The following is a 21,761-nucleotide window of genomic DNA, read 5'->3' as shown; positions in this document are numbered from 1 at the left end:
ACCCCCGCCGGGGCGGGGGCTTACTCTACCAGTCAAGCGCCTGGGCGTTTACTCAATAATACTGACGTCATCGGCCTGCAGGCCGCGATCGTTTTTAATGACGTGGTAGCGAACAATCTGGCCTTCAGCCAGCATTCGCGGGCCACGGCCGCGAATCGCACGGAAGTGAACAAACACATCTTCCCCGTTATCGCGGGTAATAAAGCCGTAGCCTTTGTTAGTGTTAAACCACTTTACTTCACCCTCTTCACGGCCATCGTTGGGGTCGATGATATCTTCCTCTTCGTCATCTTCCACTACGGGGGCTGCCTGGGGTTGGCGCGGTGCGGGTTTCACTCTTGTGACATCCGCTTTAACCACCATCGGCGGTGCCAAAGCAGCTGCTGCTAATGTACCGATAAACAACATCACAAAGCAGCCTAGCGCCACAGCGGCATATACGCTGAAAGCAGCTTCGGCTAACCACTGTTCAGCCATTGGTGCATTGGTTAAATGAACAATCCCCGCCAGAAGAAGTGGCGTGGGGGCGGCAAGTAATACACTGATAAAGAAACAGCGAAAAACAACTTTTGGGTTCATAGATGATAAAAGCTCTCTTGTTGTATGGGTAACAGACGAAGGACAATACTCGGATGATTAGGCCCATTCCTAACAGTACCGAGCATACTACACAAGGTAACGATGTTATCATGACAAACGAATTATCGCCTGCTGAGCTGGCTCAACGTCTTGAATCATTGGAGAGTCGGTTAGCTTACCAAGAGCACTGGTTGGACACGCTGGATCAAGCGGTCGCCCAGCAGGAGCGCCGCTTGGAAAAACTGGAGCAGTTGAGCGCTTTGATGCGTGAACGGCTACGGGAGCAGCATCAGGCACTCCAGGCGGGCGATGCTCAAGGCAGTTTTCGTCCGGAAGACGATATTCCACCTCACTACTAGGCCACAATTAGCGGCTCATCGCCCACCCGAAAGCGGTGGGTTACTTCACCAAGCTGGCCGGATCAACGCTTTCCAGCCCAAATGCATCGGCAACGGCACGATAGGTCACTTTACCATCGTGAACGTTAAGGCCGGGCAGGAAGTGCGCATCGTCTGCCAGTGCTTTCTGCCAGCCTTTATCTGCCAATGCCAGCACAAAGGGCAGCGTGGCGTTGGTCAGCCCCAGAGTAGAAGTACGCGCTACGGCACCGGGCATATTCGCTACACAGTAATGCACAATGCCATCAACGATGTACGTCGGCTCGGCATGGGTAGTAGGCCGGCTGGTCTCAAAGCAACCACCTTGGTCAATGGCCACATCCACCAGCACGCTACCCGGCTTCATATCTGCCAGCATCGCACGGGTAATTAGCTTAGGCGCAGCCGCACCGGGAATGAGCACGGCACCAACAATCATATCCGACTCTTTCGCCGCCTGGTCCAAGGCATCCGCCGTTGAGTAGACGGTTTTTATCCGCCCCTGATAACGGTCATCCAGTACTTCTAGTCGGGCAATGGATTTATCCAGGATGGTGACATCGGCCCCCAGACCAAGCGCCATACGGGCAGCGTTTTCACCCACAACACCACCGCCAATCACCGTCACTTTTCCAGGGGATACGCCCGGCACACCTGGCAGCAGCACCCCAGAACCACCCTGAGCTTTTTCTAAGCTGTGCGCACCTGCCTGCACGGCCATACGGCCTGCGACGGTACTCATCGGGGCCAGCAGCGGCAGGCCGCCTTTCGCATCGGTGATGGTTTCGTAGGCAATGCAGGTCGCGCCGCTAGCCAGCAACCCTTTGGTGAGGGATTCTTCAGCCGCTAGGTGTAAATAGGTAAACAGCGTGTGGTTAGGCGTTAGTCGTGCAACTTCTTCTGGCTGCGGCTCTTTAACTTTTAAAATCAGCTCGGCATTTTGCCACAGCGCATCAACGCTCGCTTCAAGGGCAGCCCCCGCCGCTTGGTAATCGCTATCCTGAAAACCAGCCCCTTCACCGGCGCCAACCTGTACACTTACCGTATGACCACGCCCAACGAGTTCACGCACACCGGTGGGGGTCAGTGCAACCCGGTACTCATGGTTTTTAATCTCTTTTGGAACGGCGATTTTCATTGTTGGACTCTCCGATTTCAGTATGGATTAACTGCCGATGAGTGCATTACAGCACAGCCGGTGAGAACCACCACCCCTTAAAAGCAAAACAAAAAAAACGCCGGTTAAGGCGTTTTTTTGGCAGAAAAATCTACCTGTTAACAGTGCTAGACAAAAAAATCCATGCCCACCCTTCTACTCCATCGGCACTCTACTCCACCACCACAGCGCTGCCATAGATACGCCGATACTCTTCCGGCAAGCGCTTCGGGCGGCCACTAGAGAGTGCGACACAGGCAAAACGAGTGCGGGCATTGAGCAGCGTTTTGCCATCCTCCACACGCTTTAACTGAAAGCGGCGGGTTAGGCTAAAGCGGCCATCACACGCCACAATCCACGTTGCCAGCTGCAAGGCATCTTCTACAAAAGCAGGCGCAAGGTAGTCCAGCTCATGGCGATGCACCACCATTGCCCTATCCAGGGTTTGATAGCGCTCAAGGGTTAGCCCTAATGCTTCAGAGTGAGCCCAACTAATTTGCTCTACCCAGCGCAAATACTCGCTATTGTTGACGTGCTGGTAAGCATCTATCGCCTCCGGCGTCACTTTTAGGTCGATCACAAACGGGTTCGGCAACGCCCACTCCATGTGGCTATCTCCTCTTTTTGACTACCTCACATCACTTGCTTAACCGCTGACGGCGGGGTTAATCGCGGAATACCCGCACACCCAGCGCTTTCAGGTAAGACGTTTCCGGTATAGCTGGGTGTACCGGATGATCCGGCCCTTGGTGGCCTTGGAAAATTACCTGACCGTGGCGGTCCTGGTGGCGCACCGCACCGCGCACCACGTCTACCAGGCGCTCAGGAGCCAGGTGCATGGAGCAGGAAGCGGATAGCAGCAGCCCATCGCGGCCCAGTAGGCGCATCGCTTCACGGTTAAGACGCGAGTAGGCGCGCTCACCGTTGGGGATGTCCTTACGCTTTTTGATAAACGCGGGCGGATCGAGAATCACCACGTCGAACTGTTCGCCATCCGCCTTCAGTGCCGCCAGGACTTCAAAAGCATCGCCTTCGCCGATCGCCACCTGCTCTTGAACGCCGTTGAGTTCGGCGTTGCGCGCCACTTGCTCCAGCGCCGCGCCGGATGCGTCCACGCAGAGCACTTCTGATGCGCCGCTGGCCGCCGCCTGAACGCCCCAACCGCCCACATAGCTGAAGACGTCCAACACGCGCTTACCGGCCACTTGGCTGTTGAGCCAGGCACGGTTGACCCGGTGATCATAGAACCAGCCGGTTTTCTGGCCGTTCAGCACCGGGACGGCAAAGGTGACGCCATTTTCGACCAGCAGCACTTCATCGGGCAGCGTACCTTTGACGACTTCCACGTGGGCTTCCAGGCCCTCCTGACGGCGGCCACCGGTGTCGTTGCGGAAGACGATAGCGCTCGGCTTAACCACTTTTTCCAGGGCATCAACGATGTCTTCCGCCAGCGCCTGCATACCGGCCGTATTGAGCTGCACCACCAGCACATCGCCGAAACGATCAATCACCAGGCCAGGCAGTAGGTCGCCCTCGCCGTGAATCAGACGGTAGAACGGCTGGTCGAACAGGCGCTGGCGCAGCGCTAGGGCCTGATTAAAGCGATGCACGAACAGCGAGCGATCCAGGCGCATTTCAGGGTCGCGAGACATGATGCGGCCGCAGATCAGCGAGTGCGGGTTCACGTAGGCAACGCCCAGGGTTTTACCGTTGGATGCCTCTACCAACACAGGCTCGCCCGCTGCAAAGTTTTTCAGCGGCGTCTCTTTGATATCGACTTCGTTGGAGTAGATCCACAGATGGCCAGCTTTCAAGCGGCGATCGGCGTTTTTATTCAGGCGCAGGCGTTGGGTCACAACAATCTCCAAAAGAGCAGGCTTACAGAGCGCTTAGGCGCTGTAAGCATAAGCAAAACAGTTCACCGCCCCAAGGCGGCCGCTAACGCTGGCAGCCAGGGCAAAATACGCTGGCCCGCTGGCCAAGGGTAATGCGCTTCAGCTCGCTGCCACAGCGTAGGCAGGGCTGCCCGTGGCGCCCGTAGACGTTCAGCCGCTGGGCAAAGTAACCGGGTTCCCCCTGGCCGCTGACAAAATCGCGCAGCGTGGTGCCACCTTGGGTAATGGCCGCCGCCAGCACCTCTTTCACCGCCGCCGCCAGCGCATCGTAGCGCGCTCGGGAAATACGCCCCGCCGCACGGCGCGGGTCGATGCCTGCCATAAACAGCGCTTCGGCAGCGTAGATATTGCCCGCCCCCACCACCACACGGTTGTCCATCAAAAAGGGCTTTACTGCCACCCGCTTATTACGCGACAGGCGATAGAGCCACTGGCCGTTGAAGGCATCGCTAAGTGGTTCAGGGCCAAGGTGGGCTAGGCGGGTATCGCGGCTGCCGTCGCCCTGCTGCCAGTCGACAAACCCAAACCGACGCGGGTCGTGATAGCGCAGCACGTAGCCGCTGGCGGTCACCACATCCACATGGTCGTGCTTTTTCGGCAAATCCCCCAAGCGGGCAATACGCAGGCTACCCGACATGCCTAAGTGCCACAGCAGCGTGGCACTGCCATCGGCGGTGGCTAGCGGAATCTGTAGGTATTTAGCTCGTCGGGCCAACTCGCCCACTCGCGCGCCGACTAAGCGTTCGGCTAGGTCGTCCGGCACCGGTACCCGCAGGCGTGGCTGGCGCACCCGCACTTCGGTAATTTCCTGCCCCTCTATATAGGGGGCGATGCCACGTCGTGTGGTTTCAACTTCAGGCAGTTCGGGCATGATGAAAGCCTATGATGACAGCACAGTGACAGCGATTAACGGTCATAGCGCTAACGACAGACATGCAAAAACCCGGCTTTGGGCCGGGTTTTTCAACAGGCGCTCGCCTGCGGTGAAAGCCGATCATCGTAACCGCGATTACTTGATCTTGGCTTCCTTGTAGATAACGTGCTTACGGACCACCGGGTCGTATTTCTTGAATTCGAACTTATCCGGGGTGTTCCGCTTGTTCTTATCAGTGGTGTAGAAGTGGCCAGTACCGGCACTAGACACCAGCTTGATCTTATCGCGCATGGTTTAACTCTCCCAAAAGTGCTTAGCAAAAGCTAGCTTAGATAGCGTCGCCGCGTTTGCGGATGTCGGCCAGAACCGTCTCGATACCTTTCTTGTCGATGATGCGCATACCTTTAGAGGAAACGCGCAGCTTGACGAAGCGGTTTTCGGATTCAACCCAGAAACGATGGGTGTGCAGGTTCGGCAAGAAACGACGACGAGTCTTACGCTGGGAGTGAGAAACGTTGTTACCAGTTACCGGACGCTTGCCGGTAACCTGACATACTTTGGACATGAGAGCCTCCAACCGCTTGGCGAGTTGTTCAAAACTGTCGGGCAAACCGGAGCAGGGAGGGAGTCGACGCAGTTAACCGCCTAGCTGTACCCAAATCCGTTATTCAACCCAAGTTCAAAGGTGGCACTTTATACCAGAGCACCCGGCTACCAGCAAGCGAAACCGCCCAAAAAGGCCAAAAAAGCGCGTTTTTGGACAATTTACTTAGCAAAATGGCAGTAACCCACAGGCTCGCCACACGCCTCATACCGGTGGGATGACGGCTATAGCCAGCCGCGCTCGGCAAATGACACCACTTCTCCGTCCCCCACCACAAAATGATCGAGTACCCGCACGTCAAAGAGTGCAAGGGCATCTTTCAAGCGTTCAGTGATACGTCGATCGGCATCGCTGGGCTCAGCCACACCCGATGGGTGGTTGTGGGCCAGGATGACAGCACCAGCGTGTAGTTCCAGCGCACGCTTGGCAACTTCGCGGGGGTAAACGGATGCGCTGTCTAGGGTACCGCGAAATAGGGATTCATAGCGAATAATTCGGTGCTGTGTATCCAAAAAAAGTACGGCGAACTCTTCATGCCCCAAGTGACGCAGCTGCGAGCTTAGATAGTGGCGCACCAGCGCAGGCGACGTTAGGGCATTGCCACGGGCGAGCTGGCTAGCCAAATGCCGCCGAGAGAGTTCCAGGGTAGCCTGCAGTTGGGCATACTTGGCGCTCCCCAAGCCACGGGCAGCGCAGAACTGGGTTTGGTCCGCCTCTAGCAGCTGCCTTAAGCCCCCGAAGCTTGCCAGCAAGTCCCGCGCCAAATCTACCGCCGAGCGCCCCTGTACGCCGACACGCAGAAAAATGGCGAGCAGTTCGGCATCGGAAAGCGCCTGTGCGCCCATATTCAGTAACTTTTCCCGCGGCCGTTCGCTTTCGGGCCAGTGATTAATCCCCATCCACGCCCCCCTTCCGGTTCTTTTAGCGTGCTGCCTCGGCCGCACACCTCACTATACCTAGCTTTATGACGACTCTGCCGAGCATGCCAAAATAATCAGCCAAATGGTATGGTAAGCCCCTTATTGATCGTCACACTGGACTGCCCACCATGGCCCCACTTTCGCACTCTCCCTTATCGTCGCTAGCGGGTAAGCGCCTACTGCTGGGCGTTAGCGCCGGCATCGCAGCCTACAAAAGCGCCCTTATCGTGCGGCTGCTAAAACAGGCTGGCTGCGAGGTTCGTGTAGTGATGACCGAAGGAGCCCAAGCGTTTATTACTCCTCTTACCCTACAGGCTCTCTCCGGCGAACCGGTGCGAACCTCGCTACTCGACCCTGAAGCGGAAGCTGGCATGGGGCATATCGAGCTGGCCCGCTGGGCGGATGCCATCGTCATCGCCCCGGCCACCGCCGACTTGATCGCGCGGCTGGTCCATGGCGTGGCGGATGACTTACTGACCACTCTATGCCTTGCTTCTGAAGCACCGCGCCTCATCGCACCGGCCATGAACCAGGCCATGTGGCGCCACCCAGCCACTCAGCGCAATGTGGAGCAGCTGGCCAAAGACGGCTGGCAGTTGATTGGTCCGGCAGCGGGAGACCAGGCCTGCGGCGACATCGGCCCAGGGCGCATGAGCGAGCCGGAAGAGATCCTGGAAGCAGTGATCCGCCACTTTGCGCCGCCTGTCGCCGCTTCCGCCAGCGCACCCCACGTGGTGATCACCGCCGGCCCCACTCGCGAGGCGCTGGACCCGGTGCGCTACCTGTCAAATCACAGCTCGGGGAAAATGGGCTACGCCCTGGCCGCGGAAGCGGCCGCCCAAGGGGCGCGGGTAACGCTGATCAGCGGCCCGGTGAATTTGCCTACTCCCCAAGGAGTCGAGCGGCTCAACGTCGAAACCGCCGTACAAATGCATGCAGCAGCGCTTGAGCTAGCGCCCCAGGCGGCGCTGTTTATCGGCTGCGCGGCGGTGGCCGATTACCGCGCCGCCAGCGCTGCCGAGCACAAGCTTAAAAAAACCGACGACCAGGACACGCTGACGCTCACGCTGGTGAAAAATCCAGACATCATTGCCGACGTAGCGGCGCTGCCTGAAGGCCAGCGCCCCTTTGTGGTGGGTTTTGCCGCCGAGACCCAAGACGTCGAGCGCTACGCCCAGGACAAACTGGCCCGCAAAGGGCTGGATATGATCGTCGCCAACGATGTTTCCCAGCAGGGCCTGGGCTTTGGCAGCGACGACAACGCAGCGCTGCTGCTATGGCGCACGCCTACCCATACCGAGCAGCTTGTTGCCCCGCCGCAACCCAAAACCCAACTGGCAGCGCTGATTATTCAGCATGCACTCAAGCAACTCTCTTTGACCTCTTCTGGAGCCTAACCATGAGCAGCCCCCGCCCTCGCCTGCAGTGCAATGTGTTGGATGAGCGCCTGCACGACTACCTCCCCTCCTACGCCACGGCAGGCTCTGCGGGCATGGACTTACGTGCCCTGTTGGATGAGCCGCTCACCCTTGCTCCCGGCGAATGTCAGCTCGTCCGCACCGGCCTTGCCATCTATATTGAAGATCCGGGTTTAGCGGGAATGATTCTGCCGCGCTCTGGCCTCGGCCATAAACACGGCATCGTGCTGGGTAACCTAGTTGGGCTCATCGACTCCGACTACCAGGGCGAGCTAATGATCTCGGTATGGAATCGCGGCCAGGACAGCTTCACGATTGCGCCCTTCGAGCGGCTCGCCCAGTACGTTCTGGTCCCCGTGGTGCAAGCTGAACTCGATATCGTCGATCGCTTTACCGACTCTACTCGCGGCAGCGGCGGTTTCGGCAGCACCGGCCGTCAGTAACCCCGTTCGCCAGCCCACTCCCTTTTCAGCGTTTTTCAAGGACCGATGATGACCGTACCCGCTTCGATATTTCGCGCTTACGATATCCGCGGCATCGTGGATGACACACTAAGCGAAGCCACCACCGAACTGATTGGCCGCGCCGTCGGCTCAGAAGCCGCTGAGCGTGGCGAACAGACGGTGGTTGTAGCGCGAGATGGCCGCACCTCTGGGCCGCGCCTGCAAGCGGCACTCATTCGCGGCCTGCAGGCCGCCGGGCGGGACGTTATCGATATCGGCATGGTGCCCACGCCGGTGCTCTACTTCGCCACCCACACGCTGCCAGAGAGCCGCTCAGGGGTGATGCTCACCGGCAGCCACAACCCGCCGGACTACAATGGCTTTAAAATCGTCCTGGCGGGCGAAACATTATCGGGCGACGCGATTACTGCGCTCTTTGAGCGCATTCAAGCGGGCAACTTCACCCAGGGCCAAGGCAACGTGAGCAGCCAAGATCTGCGCGCCCGCTACCTGGAACGCATCATGGGCGACGTAAAGGTGGAGCGCCCGCTCAGCGCCGTGGTGGATTGCGGCAATGGTGTGGCCGGAGAGCTTGGCCCGCAGCTTATTCAGCGGCTTGGGGTCACCACCACACCGCTGTTTGACGAGATCGATGGCCGCTTCCCCAACCATCACCCCGACCCCGGCAAACCGGAAAACCTGCAGGATCTGATCCGCCACGTCCAGCAGAGCGGTGCCGATATCGGCCTTGCCTTCGACGGCGACGGTGATCGCCTGGGCGTCGTCACGCCCCGTGGGCGTATGATTTACCCTGACCACCTGTTGATGTTGTTTGCCACCGATATGCTGTCGCGTAACCCCGGGGCGAAAGTGGTGTTCGACATCAAGTGCACCGGCAATCTTGCCCGGGTGATTAGCGAGGCTGGCGGCGAGCCTGAGATGTGGCGCACCGGCCACTCACTGATCAAAGCGCGTATGAAGGAGACCGGCGCGCTACTGGGCGGTGAAATGAGTGGGCATATTTTCTTTAAAGAGCGCTGGTACGGTTTTGATGACGGATTGTACTCGGCGGCCAGGCTGCTGGAGATCCTCGCCCGGTTCCCCGGCGACGCAGACGCCTTCTTCGACCAGTTTCCCCAGGATATCAGCACCCCCGAAATTAACGTCAGCGTTGCGGAGGAAGCAAAGTTCGCCATTGTCGAGACGCTTGCCAGGGAGGGCGACTTCGGCGAAGGTATCAAAACCACGTTGGATGGCATTCGCGTTGACTACGCGGATGGCTGGGGGCTATGCCGCGCCTCGAACACGACGCCTGCGCTGGTACTGCGTTTCGAGGGCAAAGATAGTGCAGCGCTGGCCCGCATCCGCGCACGCTTTGAAAAAGCGCTACACGGTGTCGCCCCCACCCTGACCATACCGGCCTCGACAACAGCATGATCGCGCCCATAGAACGCGCGACGTGTTAAAACCGTTGTCATACAAGCGCGTAAGCGCCTAGCAACGTAACAGACATTAAAAAGAGCAAAGGGACAACGTCATGAGTTCAGCTAGCCGCGACCCCCAGGTCGTTGTGGAGGTGCTGTCAGAAGCCCTCCCCTATATTCAGCAATTTTCCGGTAAAACCGTTGTCGTTAAATATGGCGGCAACGCCATGACCGAAGACACGCTGATCGACTCATTTGCTCGTAACATCGTGTTGATGAAGGAAGTTGGCATTAATCCGGTAGTGGTTCACGGCGGCGGCCCGCAAATCGGCAGCCTGCTGGAGAAGCTCAATATCGAATCCCGCTTCGTGAATGGTATGCGGGTCACCGACTCGCAAACCATGGACGTGGTCGAGATGGTGCTGGGCGGCCTGGTGAACAAGAGCATCGTCAATCTGATCAACCAGAGCGGCGGCAAGGCGATTGGCCTCACCGGCAAAGATGGCGCTCAGATTCGCGCCCGCCAGCTGAAGGTAGAGCACCAGAGCCCGGAGATGACCGCGCCGGAAATTATCGATATCGGCCATGTGGGCGAAGTGGAGTCGATCTCCACCGACCTGATCGAGATGCTGGCCGCTCGGGACTTTATTCCGGTCATCGCCCCCATCGGCGTGGATGACAAAGGCAACAGCTACAACATCAATGCCGACCTGGTGGCAGGCAAGCTGGCCGAAGCGCTAAACGCTGAAAAGCTGATGCTGCTGACCAACGTGGCAGGCCTGATGAACAGTGAAGGCAAGGTGCTAACGGGGCTTACCACCACCCAGGTAGACGGCCTGATTGCCGATGGCACTATTTACGGCGGTATGCTGCCCAAAATCCGCTGCGCGCTGGACGCAGTAAAAGGCGGCGTGAATAGCGCCCATATTATTGATGGTCGCGTCCCCCACGCCGTGCTGCTGGAAATCTTTACCAATGCCGGGGTAGGTACCCTAATCACTGACGCAGGATAACCGCGACGGAGGGCAAGAGTCATGAGTGACGATCGCAAACCCCGCCGCCGCGAGCAAATTCTGCAGGCGTTAGCCATTATGCTGGAAGAGGACAGCGGCAAGCGGGTCACGACGGCTGCGCTGGCTCGGCAAGTAGGTGTTTCCGAAGCGGCGCTTTACCGCCACTTTCCCAGCAAGGCGCGCATGTTTGAGGGATTGATCGACTTCATCGAAGAGAGCATTTTCGCGCGTATTACCCGCATCCTTGACGATATCCCTGATGCCTCCACCCGCTGCGGTACGATTTTATCGCTACTGCTAGGGTTCGCTGAGAAGAACCCCGGGCTTGCCAGGGTGCTAGGGGGCGATGTGCTGACCGGCGAAACCGCACGGCTTCGCCAGCGGGTGCATCAGCTGTTTGAGCGTTTGGAAACCCAACTCAAGCAGGTGCTGCGGGAGGCCGAGCTGCGCGAAGGGGTGCGTACCAGCATTTCTGCCTCGGCAGCAGCCAACCTACTGATTGCCCAGGCCGAAGGGCGTATTTCCCAATATGTACGCAGCGATTTTAAACGCCTGCCTACCGAGTACTGGGAGGACCAGTGGACGCTGCTTTCCGGACAATTACTGAGAGACACTCCTCAACTAGCCTAACCGTAACGCCACAAGCCCAAACAAAACGCCCCGAAGGTAGCACCTTCGGGGCGTTTAACTGCGCTGGCCTAGCCAAGCGAATTATGCCGCGATGGCGGCGTCGCCCATTTTTTGGCGCAGCTTCTTCATGGCGTTCTTCTCAAGCTGGCGGATACGCTCGGCACTAACGCCGTATACATCGGCCAAGTCGTGCAGCGTGGCTTTATCATCGGTGAGCCAACGACGCTGCAGAATGTCCCGGGAGCGCTCATCCAGCTCTTTCAGCGCCAGCTGCAAGCGGCGGGTGGAGTCCTCTTCAAAGTCGCTATCCTCTAGCTGGGCCGCCGGATCGGCGGAGGCATCGTCAAGGAAGTAGGCAGGCGCTTGGTAAGTACTCTCCTCATCGTCGCTGGGCGAGGCGTCGTAGCCTGCATCAAACGCCGAGAGGCGGCCTTCCATATCGCGCACGACTTCGGGCTTCACATCAAGGTCTTTAGCGATGGCATCGACTTCATCGTTATTCAGCCATGCCAAACGCTTTTTCGCGCTACGCAGGTTGAAGAACAGCTTGCGCTGGGCTTTGGTGGTGGCGATTTTAACGATGCGCCAGTTACGCAGCACAAACTCGTGAATCTCTGCCTTGATCCAGTGCACGGCAAACGACACCAAGCGAACGCCCTGGTTGGGGTCGAAACGCTTGACCGCCTTCATCAAACCAACGTTACCTTCCTGGATCAGGTCCGCTTGCGGCAGACCATAACCTGAATAACTGCGGGCAATGTGCACCACGAACCGTAGGTGCGAAAGCACCAAACGGCGGGCCGCTTCCAGATCGCCTTCATCGTAAAGGCGGAACGCTAGCTCGCGCTCCTCCTCCACGCTCAGCACAGCGATGCCGTTAACCGCTTGAATGTAGCCTCCCAGGTCATTGCCTGGTGAAAGCTGTCCCACCGGTAGAAGACTAGTGCTCATGTTGCAGATGGTCTCCCTTAAAACCTATCGTGGTTGACGTACTGGCCTAACGCCGTAAACGTACTGCCTGAACGTCTTGAATTAACTCTTAAGACCTTAATTGAAGCTCAAGGTTCAAACGACCGTTGCATTCACTGCATCAGTCGCAAAACAGGGTGGAAATCCCCGTTTATCACCCGCATCACACAGCATACTGCTCAATGTATGCCCCGCATGTAAACCTAACATGACACATAACTTATCATGACATACAAACTGCCTACATGCGTTAGCGCGGACGAATGCTGGAGAGATGGCGCGTTACGGCAAGCCATGCGCCCAGCCAGCCGAGTAGTGTACTGCAAGATAGCAGAATTGTAGAGCCTGTCACGTCTAGCTGCGGCAAGGTAAAGCTGGCACCGTAGCTAGCCGCCAGCGCCTCTACCGGGAGGGAGAGCCAGTGGTTGCCCAGCCCGAGAAGGCCCAGAGCCAGCAGTCCACCGCCAACCCCGTACCAGGCACCGCTGTACAGGAAAGGCCGCCGCACAAAGGCGTGGGTGGCCCCAATCAGCATCACCACTTCGATCTCTCGGCGGCGACTCTCCACCGCCAGTCGGATGGTGTTTCCCACCACCAACAACACGCCGAATCCAAATAGCACGCCTAGCGCCAGCGCTACGCGACGGCCTAGATCCGCTAAGTGGCGCAACCGCTCTACCCAGGCTAAATCGACGCGCACTTCATCAATACCGGACAGCCCCTCTAACCGCTGGGCTAGCCCGGCCATGGCCTCGGGGTCCACATTTCGCGGGGAAATGACGATGCTTGCGGGGAGCGGATTATCGTCAAGCCCTGCGAGGGTATCGTCGATCCCCAGCGACTGCTGAAAATCCGCCATGCCTTGCTCGGGGCTAATCAGACGCGTCCCGGCAACGCCTTCATCGGCGGCAACGGCTTCCTCAATCCGCGCCGCCTGCGCTTCATCAATGTCCATTTCCAGGTAGACGGTGAGTGTGGCGCTTTCGTCCAGCTCCGCATCCAGCAGTTTAGCGCTATCCAGGGTAAGCCACAGCGCGGCGGGGAGCACCAGGGCAATGGCAATCGCCAGCATCGTGAGCAAGTTACCCAGCGGGTGGCGTACTAGCCGATAGAGGCTATCCAGCGCCATAGCCCGATGGTGCCGCCCCCAAGCGCGTAGGCGGCTGCTAAAACGGGTTTGCTGGGAGCGCGCTCCGCTGCGTGGGGCTTTTTCCGAGGCTGGCCCGGTGGGTTTGGGCGTGTGGCGCTTCCCCCGAGGGGCGGCACCGCTTTGGCGGGTATTGGCTGAGCGCGTCATACGGCTCCTTCATCGGCCACCAGGCGGCCATCCTGCAGGCGAAGAATACGATGGCGTAGGCGGGCAATCAGCGCTAAATCGTGGCTAGCAATCATCACCGTGGTGCCAATACGGTTAAAGTCTTCGAACAGCGCCATGATATCGGCTGAGAGCTGCGGGTCTAGATTACCGGTGGGCTCATCGGCGAGCAGCAGGGCGGGCTTGTTGACCACGGCGCGGGCGATGCCCACGCGCTGCTGCTCACCGCCGGAAAGCTCAATGGGCAGGGCCTTTTCTCGGTGCAAAAGCCCCACTTTATCCAGCGCGGCCCGCACCCGCCGCGCCGTTTCACGAGGCTCAACGCCCTGAATCTCTAACGGCAGCGAAACGTTATGGAACACGCTGCGATCAAACAGCAGTTGGTGGTCCTGAAACACCACGCCAATCTGGCGGCGGTAAAACGGCACCTGGCTGGCGTGGAGCTGGGCGATATCGTGCCCTGCCACCACCACCCGGCCACGGCTGGGCTTTTCCAGGCGCATAATCAGCCGCAGCAGCGAGCTTTTACCCGCACCGGAGTGGCCGGTGAGGAATACCATCTCGCCTCTTGCAACGCGAAAATTCAGGTGCGCCAGCGCCTCGAAGCGCCCTCCATAGCGCTTCCCCACATGCTCAAAGGCAATCATGCGCGACCATCATCCCCTGGGCGGTCGAACAGCGCGTTAACAAAGTCGTTAGCGTTGAAGGGGCGAAGGTCATCCAGCCCCTCGCCCACGCCGATAAAGCGGATCGGCGTTTCCAACTGCTTCGCCAGGGCAAAAATAATCCCACCTTTGGCGGTGCCATCCAGCTTGGTCAGGGTAATGCCGCTAATCGGTACCGCCTCGTTAAAGGTAGTGGCCTGGGAAATCGCGTTCTGGCCCGTGCCCGCATCCAGCACCAGCATCACCTCATGAGGCGCCGTGTCATCCAGCTTTTGCATCACGCGGTGCACTTTTTTCAGCTCTTCCATTAGGTGGCTCTTGTTGTGCAGCCGCCCGGCGGTGTCAGCAATCAGTACATCTACGCCGCGAGCTTTAGCGGCCGCCACCGCGTCGTAAATCACCGAGGCGCTATCCGCCCCCGTATGCTGGGCAATGACCGGTACGCTGTTGCGTTCGCCCCACACTTTAAGCTGTTCCACCGCCGCCGCACGGAAGGTATCCCCGGCTGCCAACATGACGCTCTTGCCTTCGCGCTGAAAACGCTGAGTCAGCTTGCCGATGGTGGTGGTTTTACCCACGCCGTTGACCCCCACCACGAGAATCACGAAGGGGCCGTCACTCTCTTTCTCAAAGCTGAGCGGCTCCGACACGGGGGCCAGCAGCGCGGCCAGCTCCTCCTGCAGGCCGCGATAGAGCGCTTCGGGATTATTCAGCTCTTTGCGGGAAACCCGTGCCTCAAGGCGCTCGATGATCTCGCTCGTCGCTTCGATACCCACATCGGCCATGAGCAGCTGGGTTTCCAAATCTTCCAGCAGCTCGTCGTCAATATGCTTTTTGCCAAGGAACAGGTCGGCAAGGCCATCGGTGAGATTGGCGCGGGTTTTCCCCAGGCCGGCCTTAATGCGGGCAAACCAGCCTTTCTTTTCGCCCTTATCCGATACCGGCTTCTCTTGCAGCGCGGGCTTCTCGGCTGGCTCTGGCTCTGGCTCTGGCTCTGGCTCTGGCTCTGGCTCTGGCTCTGGCACAGTTTCCGTGACCGGCGCGGGCGTTACCTCCTCGTCTACCACCGTAGGCTGAACGTCCTCTTTGGCCACCGGTTCGGGAGCCTGCTCCTGAGCCAGCGCTTCAGACGGCTCAGCTTCGCTTTCCGGCTCGGGCTTTGGCACATCGTCTACCGACGGCTCTACCAACGGCTCAGACGGCAGCGCCTCTTCCCCCCTGGCCTGTGTCTCGGCGGAAGCGGAGGCGTCAGCGCCAGAGGTAACCTCCTTGTCAGAAGTACCTTCGGGCTCATCCGGCAGCGCTGGCTGCTCCTGGGCGTCCTGTGGCTCCTGCTGGGAGTCGTGCTTTTTCTTACGTTTGAAAAAACCGAACATAGGTGTCATCCGACTAAATAGGTGAACATTGCGATTATCCTACCACCGCAGGCCAAGACTTTGGATAAGCAGCCCGCTACAATCCGCGTTATGAAAAGACAACGCTCCTCTCGCTCATCCGTTCGCACGTCGGCTGCCCGGCGCGGGCCTTCCAAGCCGCCGGGTAAACTGCGGATTATCGGCGGCGATTTTCGCCGCCGCCAGCTACCGGTGCTCGACCATCCGGGCCTGCGCCCTACGCCGGACCGCGTGCGTGAAACGCTGTTTAACTGGCTTGGCCAGGCACTGTATGGCAAGCAGGTGCTTGACCTGTTTGCGGGTACCGGCGCCCTGGGGATTGAGTCGCTCTCACGGGGGGCATCGCAGGTTATCTTTGTCGAGCGCGATACTCACGTCGCGGCGTTGATTCGTGACAACCTCGCTACCCTCGGTGCGTCCCAGGGGCAGGTAGAGACCGCCGATGCACAGGCATTTCTGGCACGGCAAGGCCAGCCTGTCGACCTTGTCTTTCTCGATCCGCCCTTCCACCAGGGTTTGGCAGCCCCTTGCTGTACCGCCCTGGAAGCGGGCGGTTGGCTGGCCAGCGATGCGATGATCTACCTGGAAACCGAGCAGAGCCTAACGCCAACGGTACCGGCTAACTGGCAGCTATACCGAGAAACCCAGGCGGGCGAAAGTATTGCCAGGCTCTATCAACGCGTCCCCGCCTAAAGCGCTTGCCGCCGCCTTGCAGCGGCGTTACGCTCGCCTAACCGGATACACTTTTCTTATCACTCTTTTTTATTCCCATCGCGGCGGGCCATCGCCTGCCGCTAGTTACCGGAGGTAGGCATGAGCCTTGAGCTTTTCAATCAATTAGAACAGAAAGTCACCGACACCGTTGAGGCGTTGGAGATGATGAAGCTGGAAAACGAAGAGTTACGCAACGAGAACGCTCAGCTCAAACAGGAGCGCGAAGAGTGGGAGCGCCGTTTACAGGGCGTACTCAGCAAGTTCGACGGCATGGATACCAGCAGCGACGCTTAATCCAACTTCAGCGACATTAACAGCGCATCCTCCCGCCCGGTCGCGCCGTTAGCGGCCGGGTAGTACCCCTTCCGACAGCCATCCTCTTCAAACCCCGCCTGCCGATACAGCGCAATAGCCCGCTGGTTACCGGCGCGCACCTCCAGCAGTAGCCGCTCCGCTTGCCACCGTTTCGCCACCGCAACCGCTTCATTAAGCAGCCGCTGGCCTATCCCCTGCCCTTGGCGGGCGGGCAGCACGCCGATGGCCTGCAGCTCTGCGTCAAACGGCAGTTTAGCCACCAGTGCATAGCCCTCTAGCGCAGCTTCCTGCCAGTCGCCCACTACCCAAGCCTGCCCATCGGCCAGCGCTTCGTCCAACTGCTGCGGGCTTGCCCCGCTGTGTGCGGCGGCTTCTACGTCGTGTAGCTGAGCCCTATGCTCCACGCTAAGCCTACTGATCATCACTACCCCACTGCTTACCCAAGGCAACCAGCCGTGGCCATAGCGCGCGTTTAGCGCTGGCCTGCTGGGTCAGTGACGCCAAGGCAGGGCCTTGCCATACCGGCAGCTCCAGGGTTTGACTCTGCCCGTTGGCAACCGCCAGCACCCGCGCAAAGGGGGAAGTTAGCGCGGCCTCTTCCGATCCCCACCAGAGCACTTTCTCCAACTGCCAGCCTTGGCGACTGGAGATACCAGCGATAAACGCCGCGACGCCTTCCTGGGCCTCTTCTAGGGGTTCTTCCGGGGTGAACGCAGTCACCATGGGCGGCCATTTGAAGTAGGTCACTGCTGGCAATGCACCGCTGAGTACGCCCGCCGCCCGCAATATATTGGCGAGTAGCTGTTGTTCAACTGGCGTCATTTCCCCTTCACAAACGTTAAGCCAGCGCCCGCCTATGCACAGGCAGGAGAGGCTAAAATCAAGCGGCTTAACGGGTTCGGCGGGAAGCGAACGGGGCTCGGGGGCTGTGCTCGTTTCCAACGGCGGCTCAGGGGCAGGTGTGTTACCCAGTAGCGCCTTGATGGCCGAGGGTGAAGCCGCTGGGGAAGAGGTGCCTGGTTCACCAGCGCCGGGCTGACTGTGCAGTCGCGGTGCTGGGGCGTCGTCCAGCAGCGCATGCAACCGCTCCCGAGGGGGTGTTTTGGCCGGTGTTTCTTCCCACTCGCAGGCTTCCGTCGGGCGGGCGTTGGGCAGCTGATAACGGGATGCCCAGGCGGTAATGCCCATGGCATCCAGGTAGTGCCGGCGAATAACCTCTGGGGTCACTGGCCGCCGCCACGGCAGTTAGGAGAACTTGGGCGCTCACCGCCCCGTGCCTGCCACTCTTTGGGTGTGTAGAGGTGCAGCGCCAGGGCGTGCACCGGACCGGACAGTTCATCAGCCAGCAGAGCGTAAATTTGTTGGTGGCGCTTGACCGGCATCATGCCATCGAAGCTATCGCTTACCAGCGTCACTTTGAAGTGAGTTTCAGAGTTGGCCGGTACATTGTGCATGTGGCTCTCGTTTTCGACCTGGAGCACCTCGGGGGCTAGTGCCGCCAATTTCTGCTCTATCTGTGTCTGTATCGCCATGGGACTCTCCTTCAGTCAGCAACCGGCTTATTGTACGCCCTTACTTCCCAACAGACGATGCCCGCCGCTCATCCAGCGCCCGCTGGGCGAGCGACACCCGCGACAGGCTCACCAGCAGTGCCAACACGGTAGTGCCCGCACCTAGCCAGAGCGTGACCTGAATTGGCGAGCCCAGTGCCAGCGCCGCTCCTACCAGTGCGACACCAAACGACTGCCCCACCGTGCGTGTGGTACTCATCACCCCAGACACGTTGGCACTGCGCTCCGGCGGTAGGCTGCCCATCATTTCGCGGTTATTCGGCGGCTGAAAAAGCCCGAACCCGATTCCGCACAGCGCCGTGCGCCACAGGCTACCCGCCACGCCGGTGCTCTCATCCACCAATGCCAGTGCGACCAGGCCAATCGTCAGCAGTATCAGCCCGGCACTGGACAGCAGGCTGGGATTAACCCGATCCGCCAACCGCCCTGCCAGCGGCCCCACCAGCATGATCGCCAGCGGCCACGGCGTGAATAGCCAAGCGGTTTCCAGCGGCGAAAAGCCCATCTGCTCCTGGTAGAAAAACGATAGCGCCACAAAAGTGAGTCCCTGGCCGATAAACGCCAGGCCAGATGCCGAGACCGCCAGCGTAAAGCGCTTCTCGGCAAACACACTCAGCGGCAGCAGCGGGTAAGGCGCGCGGCGCTGGCGATGAATAAACAGCGCGCAGGCCCCTACCGCTAATATTGCCCAGCCGCCGCTTTGCCAGAGTGGTGCAGCGTGGCCGACGGCATCCATGGCAATAAAAAAACTCGCCAGCATCAGCATGGAGTAGAGCGCCCCCAGCGTATCGAAGCTGCCCTGGCGAGGCGTCTCCCGTGGCAGCGCCCGGCTAGCCAGCCAGAGCGAGCACACTCCAAGGGGCACGTTAAGCGCAAACAGCCACGGCCACTCCACAAACGAGAGGATAACCCCGCTTAACGTGGGGCCTGCGGCATAGCCACCCGCTACCACGAGGGCACTGAGGCCAAGCGCGCTGCCTAACAAGCGGGAAGGAAAAATAGCGCGATAGAGCGACGGCCCAATGGAGAGCGTCGCCGCCGCCCCCAAACCTTGCAGCGCGCGAAACACCAGCAACGTTTCTAAATTGCGCGACAGCGCTGCCCCCAGCGCGGCCGCCACAAACGTCCCAAGGCCAAACAAATAGAGCCGCCTGCGGGTAACTAGCTCGCTGATACCGGCAAACACTAGCAGGAAGGCGGCGCATACCACTTGAAACAGGTTGGTAACCCATACCGCCCTGGAGGCCGGCACATTCAGATCGGCGGCAATGGTGGGCAGGGCGAGGTTGATCATGGTGGTATCGACCACCGCCATCAACGTGCCGGTGACCAGCGCCAACACGGCGAGCAGGCGCTCAGGCCCTGGCAGCCCATCGTCGCCGGGGCGGGTTTCAAACAGTCGCATGGTAGTGAATTCCTAAACAGACCCCTTACAAACGGCGAAACCGGCCGAAGCCGGTTTCACTGTGCGCTTACGCTAAAATAGTAGCACGCTAATCTTGTTCGTTGTCGAGCAGCAGCGCGTCGTCAACATCCGAGATTTCCAGGGCGGTCTCGTCGTCCAGGTCAATGGCCAAGTAACTGTGCTCCACGCGCAGGAAGTCCTGGAATAGCGACCAATCTAATTTTTCTGGCCACTGGCGCTCATCCTCTTCCCAGGCGCGCAGCTCGGTCTCCAGGATCTCCACATGGCGCTCGCGGACAAACGTCTCTAACGCCTCGGGCGTGTCCATCTCGGGGATCAGGTATACCGTACTTTCACGTTCGACGTCGTCCAGGGTCAGGTCGTCGTCTCCCAGGGTGGGTTCGAGCGCATTGATCCAGTCCACAAAGGTCTGGGTCGGCCTGACGCTCAGGGCAGAGCGATTTAGCAGTTTCATGGGATTCTCCTCGCCGTCGAAACGTGGACCATTATGGGCGCTAAATCGCGCCCTTACCAACTTTTCGTCCGCTACCGCTTGGTTGAGCGTTAATCCACCTCGGGGCGCATGGCCGGAAACAGCAGTACATCACGAATGGAGGGGCTGTCGGTAAACAGCATTACCAAACGGTCAATACCGATGCCCTCGCCCGCCGTGGGCGGCAGGCCGTACTCCAGCGCACGCACGTAGTCGGCATCGTAATACATGGCTTCCAGGTCACCGGCGTCTTTCTCGGCGGCCTGCTCGCGGAAGCGCTCTGCCTGGTCTTCGGCGTCGTTTAGCTCCGAGAAGCCGTTGGCAATCTCGCGGCCACCGACGAAGAACTCAAAGCGATCGGTCACGAAGGGGTCCGCATCGTTACGACGTGCCAGCGGGCTGACTTCTGCCGGGTATTCAGTGATGAACGTGGGCTGGTCCAGTTTGTGTTCCGCCACTTCTTCAAAGATCTCGGTTTGAACTTTACCCAGCCCCCAGCTCTCTTTGACCTTAATGCCCAGTTTTTCCGCTAAGCCACGGGCAGCATCCAGCGACGCCAGGTCAGCGTCGGTAATACCGTCGCCATGCTCAAGAATTGCTTGACGTAAGGTCAAGCGCTTGAAGGGCTGGCCGAAGTCGTAGCTGGCCCCCTGGTACGTGATCGTAGTGGTACCCAGCACTTCCTGCGCCGCTGTGCGCAGCATGGCTTCGGTCATGTCCAGCAGGTCGCGGTAATCCGCGTAAGCCCAGTAGAACTCCACCATGGTGAACTCGGGGTTGTGCCGTGTGGACAAACCTTCGTTACGGAAGTTGCGGTTGATCTCGAACACTTTCTCGAAACCGCCCACCACTAGGCGTTTCAAATAAAGCTCCGGCGCAATACGCAGATACATATCGATATCCAGCGCATTGTGGTGAGTGATGAACGGACGCGCCGCCGCGCCGCCGGGAATCGGCTGCAGCATCGGCGTTTCCACTTCCATAAAGCCACGGGCTTCAAAGAAGCGACGCATGGAGCTGATCACCGCCGCGCGGGTCTCGAATACCTTACGCGACTGCGGGTTCATGATCAGGTCCACGTAACGCTGGCGGTAGCGCGCTTCTTGATCGGTCAGGCCGTGGAACTTATCCGGCAACGGACGCAAGCTCTTGGTCAGTAGCTGCGCCTCGACCATCATCACGTACAGGTCGCCTTTGCCGGACTTGTGCACCGGACCACGGGCGGCGACGATATCACCGATATCCCAGCCCTTGATGTCTTCCAGTACGTCTTCCGGCAGCCCTTTTTTATCCACGTAAAGCTGGATCTGGCCCGCCACGTCCTGAATCACGATGAAAGGGCCACGCTTACGCATCACGCGCCCGGCCACCGACGCTTGGTGGTTTAGCGCTTCCAGCTCGGCTTTGTCTTTCTCGCCCAGTAGGTTATGCAGCTCAACGGTGAGGCTGTCGCGGCGGAAATCGTTCGGGAAAGCGCTTTTTCCCTGCTCGGCCGCCCGCTCACGGCGGGCCGCTAGCTTGGCACGGCGCTCGGCGATCAGGTGATTTTCGTTATCGAGAGAAGACGCGTCTTGGTTAGCCATCGGG

The 21,761-nt window shown here is 59.3% G+C and carries 26 protein-coding genes; 8 read left to right on the top strand and 18 right to left on the bottom strand.

The window, feature by feature from the left end; genetic code table 11:
- Positions 1-48 precede the first annotated feature (48 nt).
- Positions 49-579 carry a cold-shock protein gene (locus LG300_RS01760; RefSeq protein ID WP_404376697.1) on the bottom strand — a complete coding sequence of 177 codons (531 nt, stop codon included), beginning with the start codon at positions 577-579 and terminating at the stop codon, positions 49-51.
- Positions 580-689: 110 nt separating this feature from the next.
- Between LG300_RS01760 and LG300_RS01755 the strand changes: the two genes are divergently transcribed.
- The gene (locus LG300_RS01755; protein ID WP_404376696.1) at positions 690-938 is read left to right on the top strand and encodes a SlyX family protein; all 249 of its coding nucleotides are present in this window, start codon (positions 690-692) and stop codon (positions 936-938) included.
- Positions 939-978: 40 nt separating this feature from the next.
- Here LG300_RS01755 and ald read toward each other — a convergent pair whose 3' ends face one another.
- From ald to radC, 7 genes are all read right to left on the bottom strand, one after another.
- The gene (ald, locus tag LG300_RS01750) at positions 979-2,094 is read right to left on the bottom strand and encodes an alanine dehydrogenase (RefSeq protein ID WP_404376695.1); all 1,116 of its coding nucleotides are present in this window, start codon (positions 2,092-2,094) and stop codon (positions 979-981) included.
- 190 nt (positions 2,095-2,284) lie between these two features.
- A complete protein-coding gene (locus tag LG300_RS01745; RefSeq protein ID WP_404376694.1) occupies positions 2,285-2,719 on the bottom strand; it encodes an acyl-CoA thioesterase in 435 nt (144 codons plus the stop codon).
- A gap of 58 nt (positions 2,720-2,777) precedes the next feature.
- Positions 2,778-3,968 carry a class I SAM-dependent rRNA methyltransferase gene (locus tag LG300_RS01740; protein WP_404376693.1) on the bottom strand — a complete coding sequence of 397 codons (1,191 nt, stop codon included), beginning with the start codon at positions 3,966-3,968 and terminating at the stop codon, positions 2,778-2,780.
- Positions 3,969-4,050: 82 nt separating this feature from the next.
- On the bottom strand, positions 4,051-4,878 hold the full coding sequence (gene mutM, locus LG300_RS01735; protein ID WP_404376692.1) for a bifunctional DNA-formamidopyrimidine glycosylase/DNA-(apurinic or apyrimidinic site) lyase: 828 nt from the start codon (positions 4,876-4,878) through the stop codon (positions 4,051-4,053).
- Positions 4,879-5,016: 138 nt separating this feature from the next.
- A complete protein-coding gene (gene rpmG, locus LG300_RS01730; protein WP_009098622.1) occupies positions 5,017-5,172 on the bottom strand; it encodes a 50S ribosomal protein L33 in 156 nt (51 codons plus the stop codon).
- A gap of 37 nt (positions 5,173-5,209) precedes the next feature.
- Complete coding sequence (gene rpmB, locus LG300_RS01725) at positions 5,210-5,446, bottom strand: 50S ribosomal protein L28 (protein ID WP_038481085.1); 237 nt, start codon at positions 5,444-5,446, stop codon at positions 5,210-5,212.
- 263 nt (positions 5,447-5,709) lie between these two features.
- Complete coding sequence (gene radC, locus LG300_RS01720) at positions 5,710-6,384, bottom strand: DNA repair protein RadC (RefSeq protein ID WP_404376691.1); 675 nt, start codon at positions 6,382-6,384, stop codon at positions 5,710-5,712.
- Between the two features lie 149 nt (positions 6,385-6,533).
- Between radC and coaBC the strand changes: the two genes are divergently transcribed.
- The 5 genes from coaBC (at position 6,534) to slmA (ending at position 11,333) form a co-directional block, all read left to right on the top strand.
- A complete protein-coding gene (coaBC, locus tag LG300_RS01715; RefSeq protein ID WP_404376690.1) occupies positions 6,534-7,802 on the top strand; it encodes a bifunctional phosphopantothenoylcysteine decarboxylase/phosphopantothenate--cysteine ligase CoaBC in 1,269 nt (422 codons plus the stop codon).
- 2 nt (positions 7,803-7,804) lie between these two features.
- A complete protein-coding gene (gene dut / locus LG300_RS01710) occupies positions 7,805-8,266 on the top strand; it encodes a dUTP diphosphatase (protein WP_404376689.1) in 462 nt (153 codons plus the stop codon).
- A gap of 48 nt (positions 8,267-8,314) precedes the next feature.
- Positions 8,315-9,703 (top strand): phosphomannomutase/phosphoglucomutase, encoded by a 1,389-nt coding sequence (locus LG300_RS01705; RefSeq protein ID WP_404376688.1) that lies wholly within the window; start codon positions 8,315-8,317, stop codon positions 9,701-9,703.
- Positions 9,704-9,803: 100 nt separating this feature from the next.
- Positions 9,804-10,703 carry an acetylglutamate kinase gene (argB, locus tag LG300_RS01700; protein ID WP_404376687.1) on the top strand — a complete coding sequence of 300 codons (900 nt, stop codon included), beginning with the start codon at positions 9,804-9,806 and terminating at the stop codon, positions 10,701-10,703.
- A gap of 21 nt (positions 10,704-10,724) precedes the next feature.
- Positions 10,725-11,333 carry a nucleoid occlusion factor SlmA gene (gene slmA / locus LG300_RS01695; protein ID WP_404376686.1) on the top strand — a complete coding sequence of 203 codons (609 nt, stop codon included), beginning with the start codon at positions 10,725-10,727 and terminating at the stop codon, positions 11,331-11,333.
- An 81-nt stretch (positions 11,334-11,414) separates the two neighbouring features.
- On the opposite strand, the gene rpoH is transcribed toward slmA, so the two are convergent.
- From rpoH to ftsY, 4 genes are all read right to left on the bottom strand, one after another.
- The gene (rpoH, locus tag LG300_RS01690) at positions 11,415-12,284 is read right to left on the bottom strand and encodes an RNA polymerase sigma factor RpoH (RefSeq protein ID WP_404376685.1); all 870 of its coding nucleotides are present in this window, start codon (positions 12,282-12,284) and stop codon (positions 11,415-11,417) included.
- 268 nt (positions 12,285-12,552) lie between these two features.
- The gene (gene ftsX / locus LG300_RS01685; RefSeq protein ID WP_404376684.1) at positions 12,553-13,599 is read right to left on the bottom strand and encodes a permease-like cell division protein FtsX; all 1,047 of its coding nucleotides are present in this window, start codon (positions 13,597-13,599) and stop codon (positions 12,553-12,555) included.
- Entirely contained in the window at positions 13,596-14,264 is a 669-nt protein-coding gene (gene ftsE / locus LG300_RS01680; RefSeq protein WP_404376683.1) for a cell division ATP-binding protein FtsE, read from the bottom strand. Before ftsE ends, ftsX begins: the two co-directional genes overlap by 4 nt.
- Positions 14,261-15,658 carry a signal recognition particle-docking protein FtsY gene (gene ftsY, locus LG300_RS01675; RefSeq protein WP_404376682.1) on the bottom strand — a complete coding sequence of 466 codons (1,398 nt, stop codon included), beginning with the start codon at positions 15,656-15,658 and terminating at the stop codon, positions 14,261-14,263. Before ftsY ends, ftsE begins: the two co-directional genes overlap by 4 nt.
- A gap of 90 nt (positions 15,659-15,748) precedes the next feature.
- Between ftsY and rsmD the strand changes: the two genes are divergently transcribed.
- Positions 15,749-16,369, top strand: coding sequence for a 16S rRNA (guanine(966)-N(2))-methyltransferase RsmD (gene rsmD, locus LG300_RS01670; protein ID WP_404376680.1), 621 nt, complete (start codon positions 15,749-15,751; stop codon positions 16,367-16,369).
- Positions 16,370-16,489: 120 nt separating this feature from the next.
- Entirely contained in the window at positions 16,490-16,684 is a 195-nt protein-coding gene (locus LG300_RS01665; RefSeq protein ID WP_404376679.1) for a cell division protein ZapB, read from the top strand.
- Here the strand turns inward: LG300_RS01665 and rimI are convergent.
- From rimI to lysS, 6 genes are all read right to left on the bottom strand, one after another.
- A complete protein-coding gene (gene rimI / locus LG300_RS01660) occupies positions 16,681-17,109 on the bottom strand; it encodes a ribosomal protein S18-alanine N-acetyltransferase (protein ID WP_404376678.1) in 429 nt (142 codons plus the stop codon). The two genes, LG300_RS01665 and rimI, sit on opposite strands and share 4 nt — an antisense overlap.
- Before the next feature lie 7 nt (positions 17,110-17,116).
- On the bottom strand, positions 17,117-17,932 hold the full coding sequence (locus LG300_RS01655; RefSeq protein WP_404376677.1) for a hypothetical protein: 816 nt from the start codon (positions 17,930-17,932) through the stop codon (positions 17,117-17,119).
- A complete protein-coding gene (locus tag LG300_RS01650) occupies positions 17,929-18,237 on the bottom strand; it encodes a BolA family protein (RefSeq protein WP_404376675.1) in 309 nt (102 codons plus the stop codon). The genes LG300_RS01655 and LG300_RS01650 overlap by 4 nt, the downstream gene beginning before the upstream one ends.
- A gap of 40 nt (positions 18,238-18,277) precedes the next feature.
- Positions 18,278-19,681 (bottom strand): MFS transporter, encoded by a 1,404-nt coding sequence (locus tag LG300_RS01645; RefSeq protein ID WP_404376674.1) that lies wholly within the window; start codon positions 19,679-19,681, stop codon positions 18,278-18,280.
- Between the two features lie 88 nt (positions 19,682-19,769).
- Positions 19,770-20,156, bottom strand: a complete 387-nt coding sequence (locus LG300_RS01640) for a hypothetical protein (protein WP_404376673.1) — start codon at positions 20,154-20,156, stop codon at positions 19,770-19,772.
- Positions 20,157-20,245: 89 nt separating this feature from the next.
- Complete coding sequence (lysS, locus tag LG300_RS01635; RefSeq protein ID WP_404376672.1) at positions 20,246-21,757, bottom strand: lysine--tRNA ligase; 1,512 nt, start codon at positions 21,755-21,757, stop codon at positions 20,246-20,248.
- Between the last annotated feature and the right edge of the window lie 4 nt (positions 21,758-21,761).

The organism is Vreelandella aquamarina, from assembly GCF_044805175.1.
Taxonomy (GTDB): Bacteria; Pseudomonadota; Gammaproteobacteria; order Pseudomonadales; family Halomonadaceae; genus Vreelandella; species Vreelandella aquamarina_B.
The sequence above is the reverse complement of the archived record's forward strand: the minus strand, read 5'-3'. Positions and strand labels throughout refer to the sequence as shown.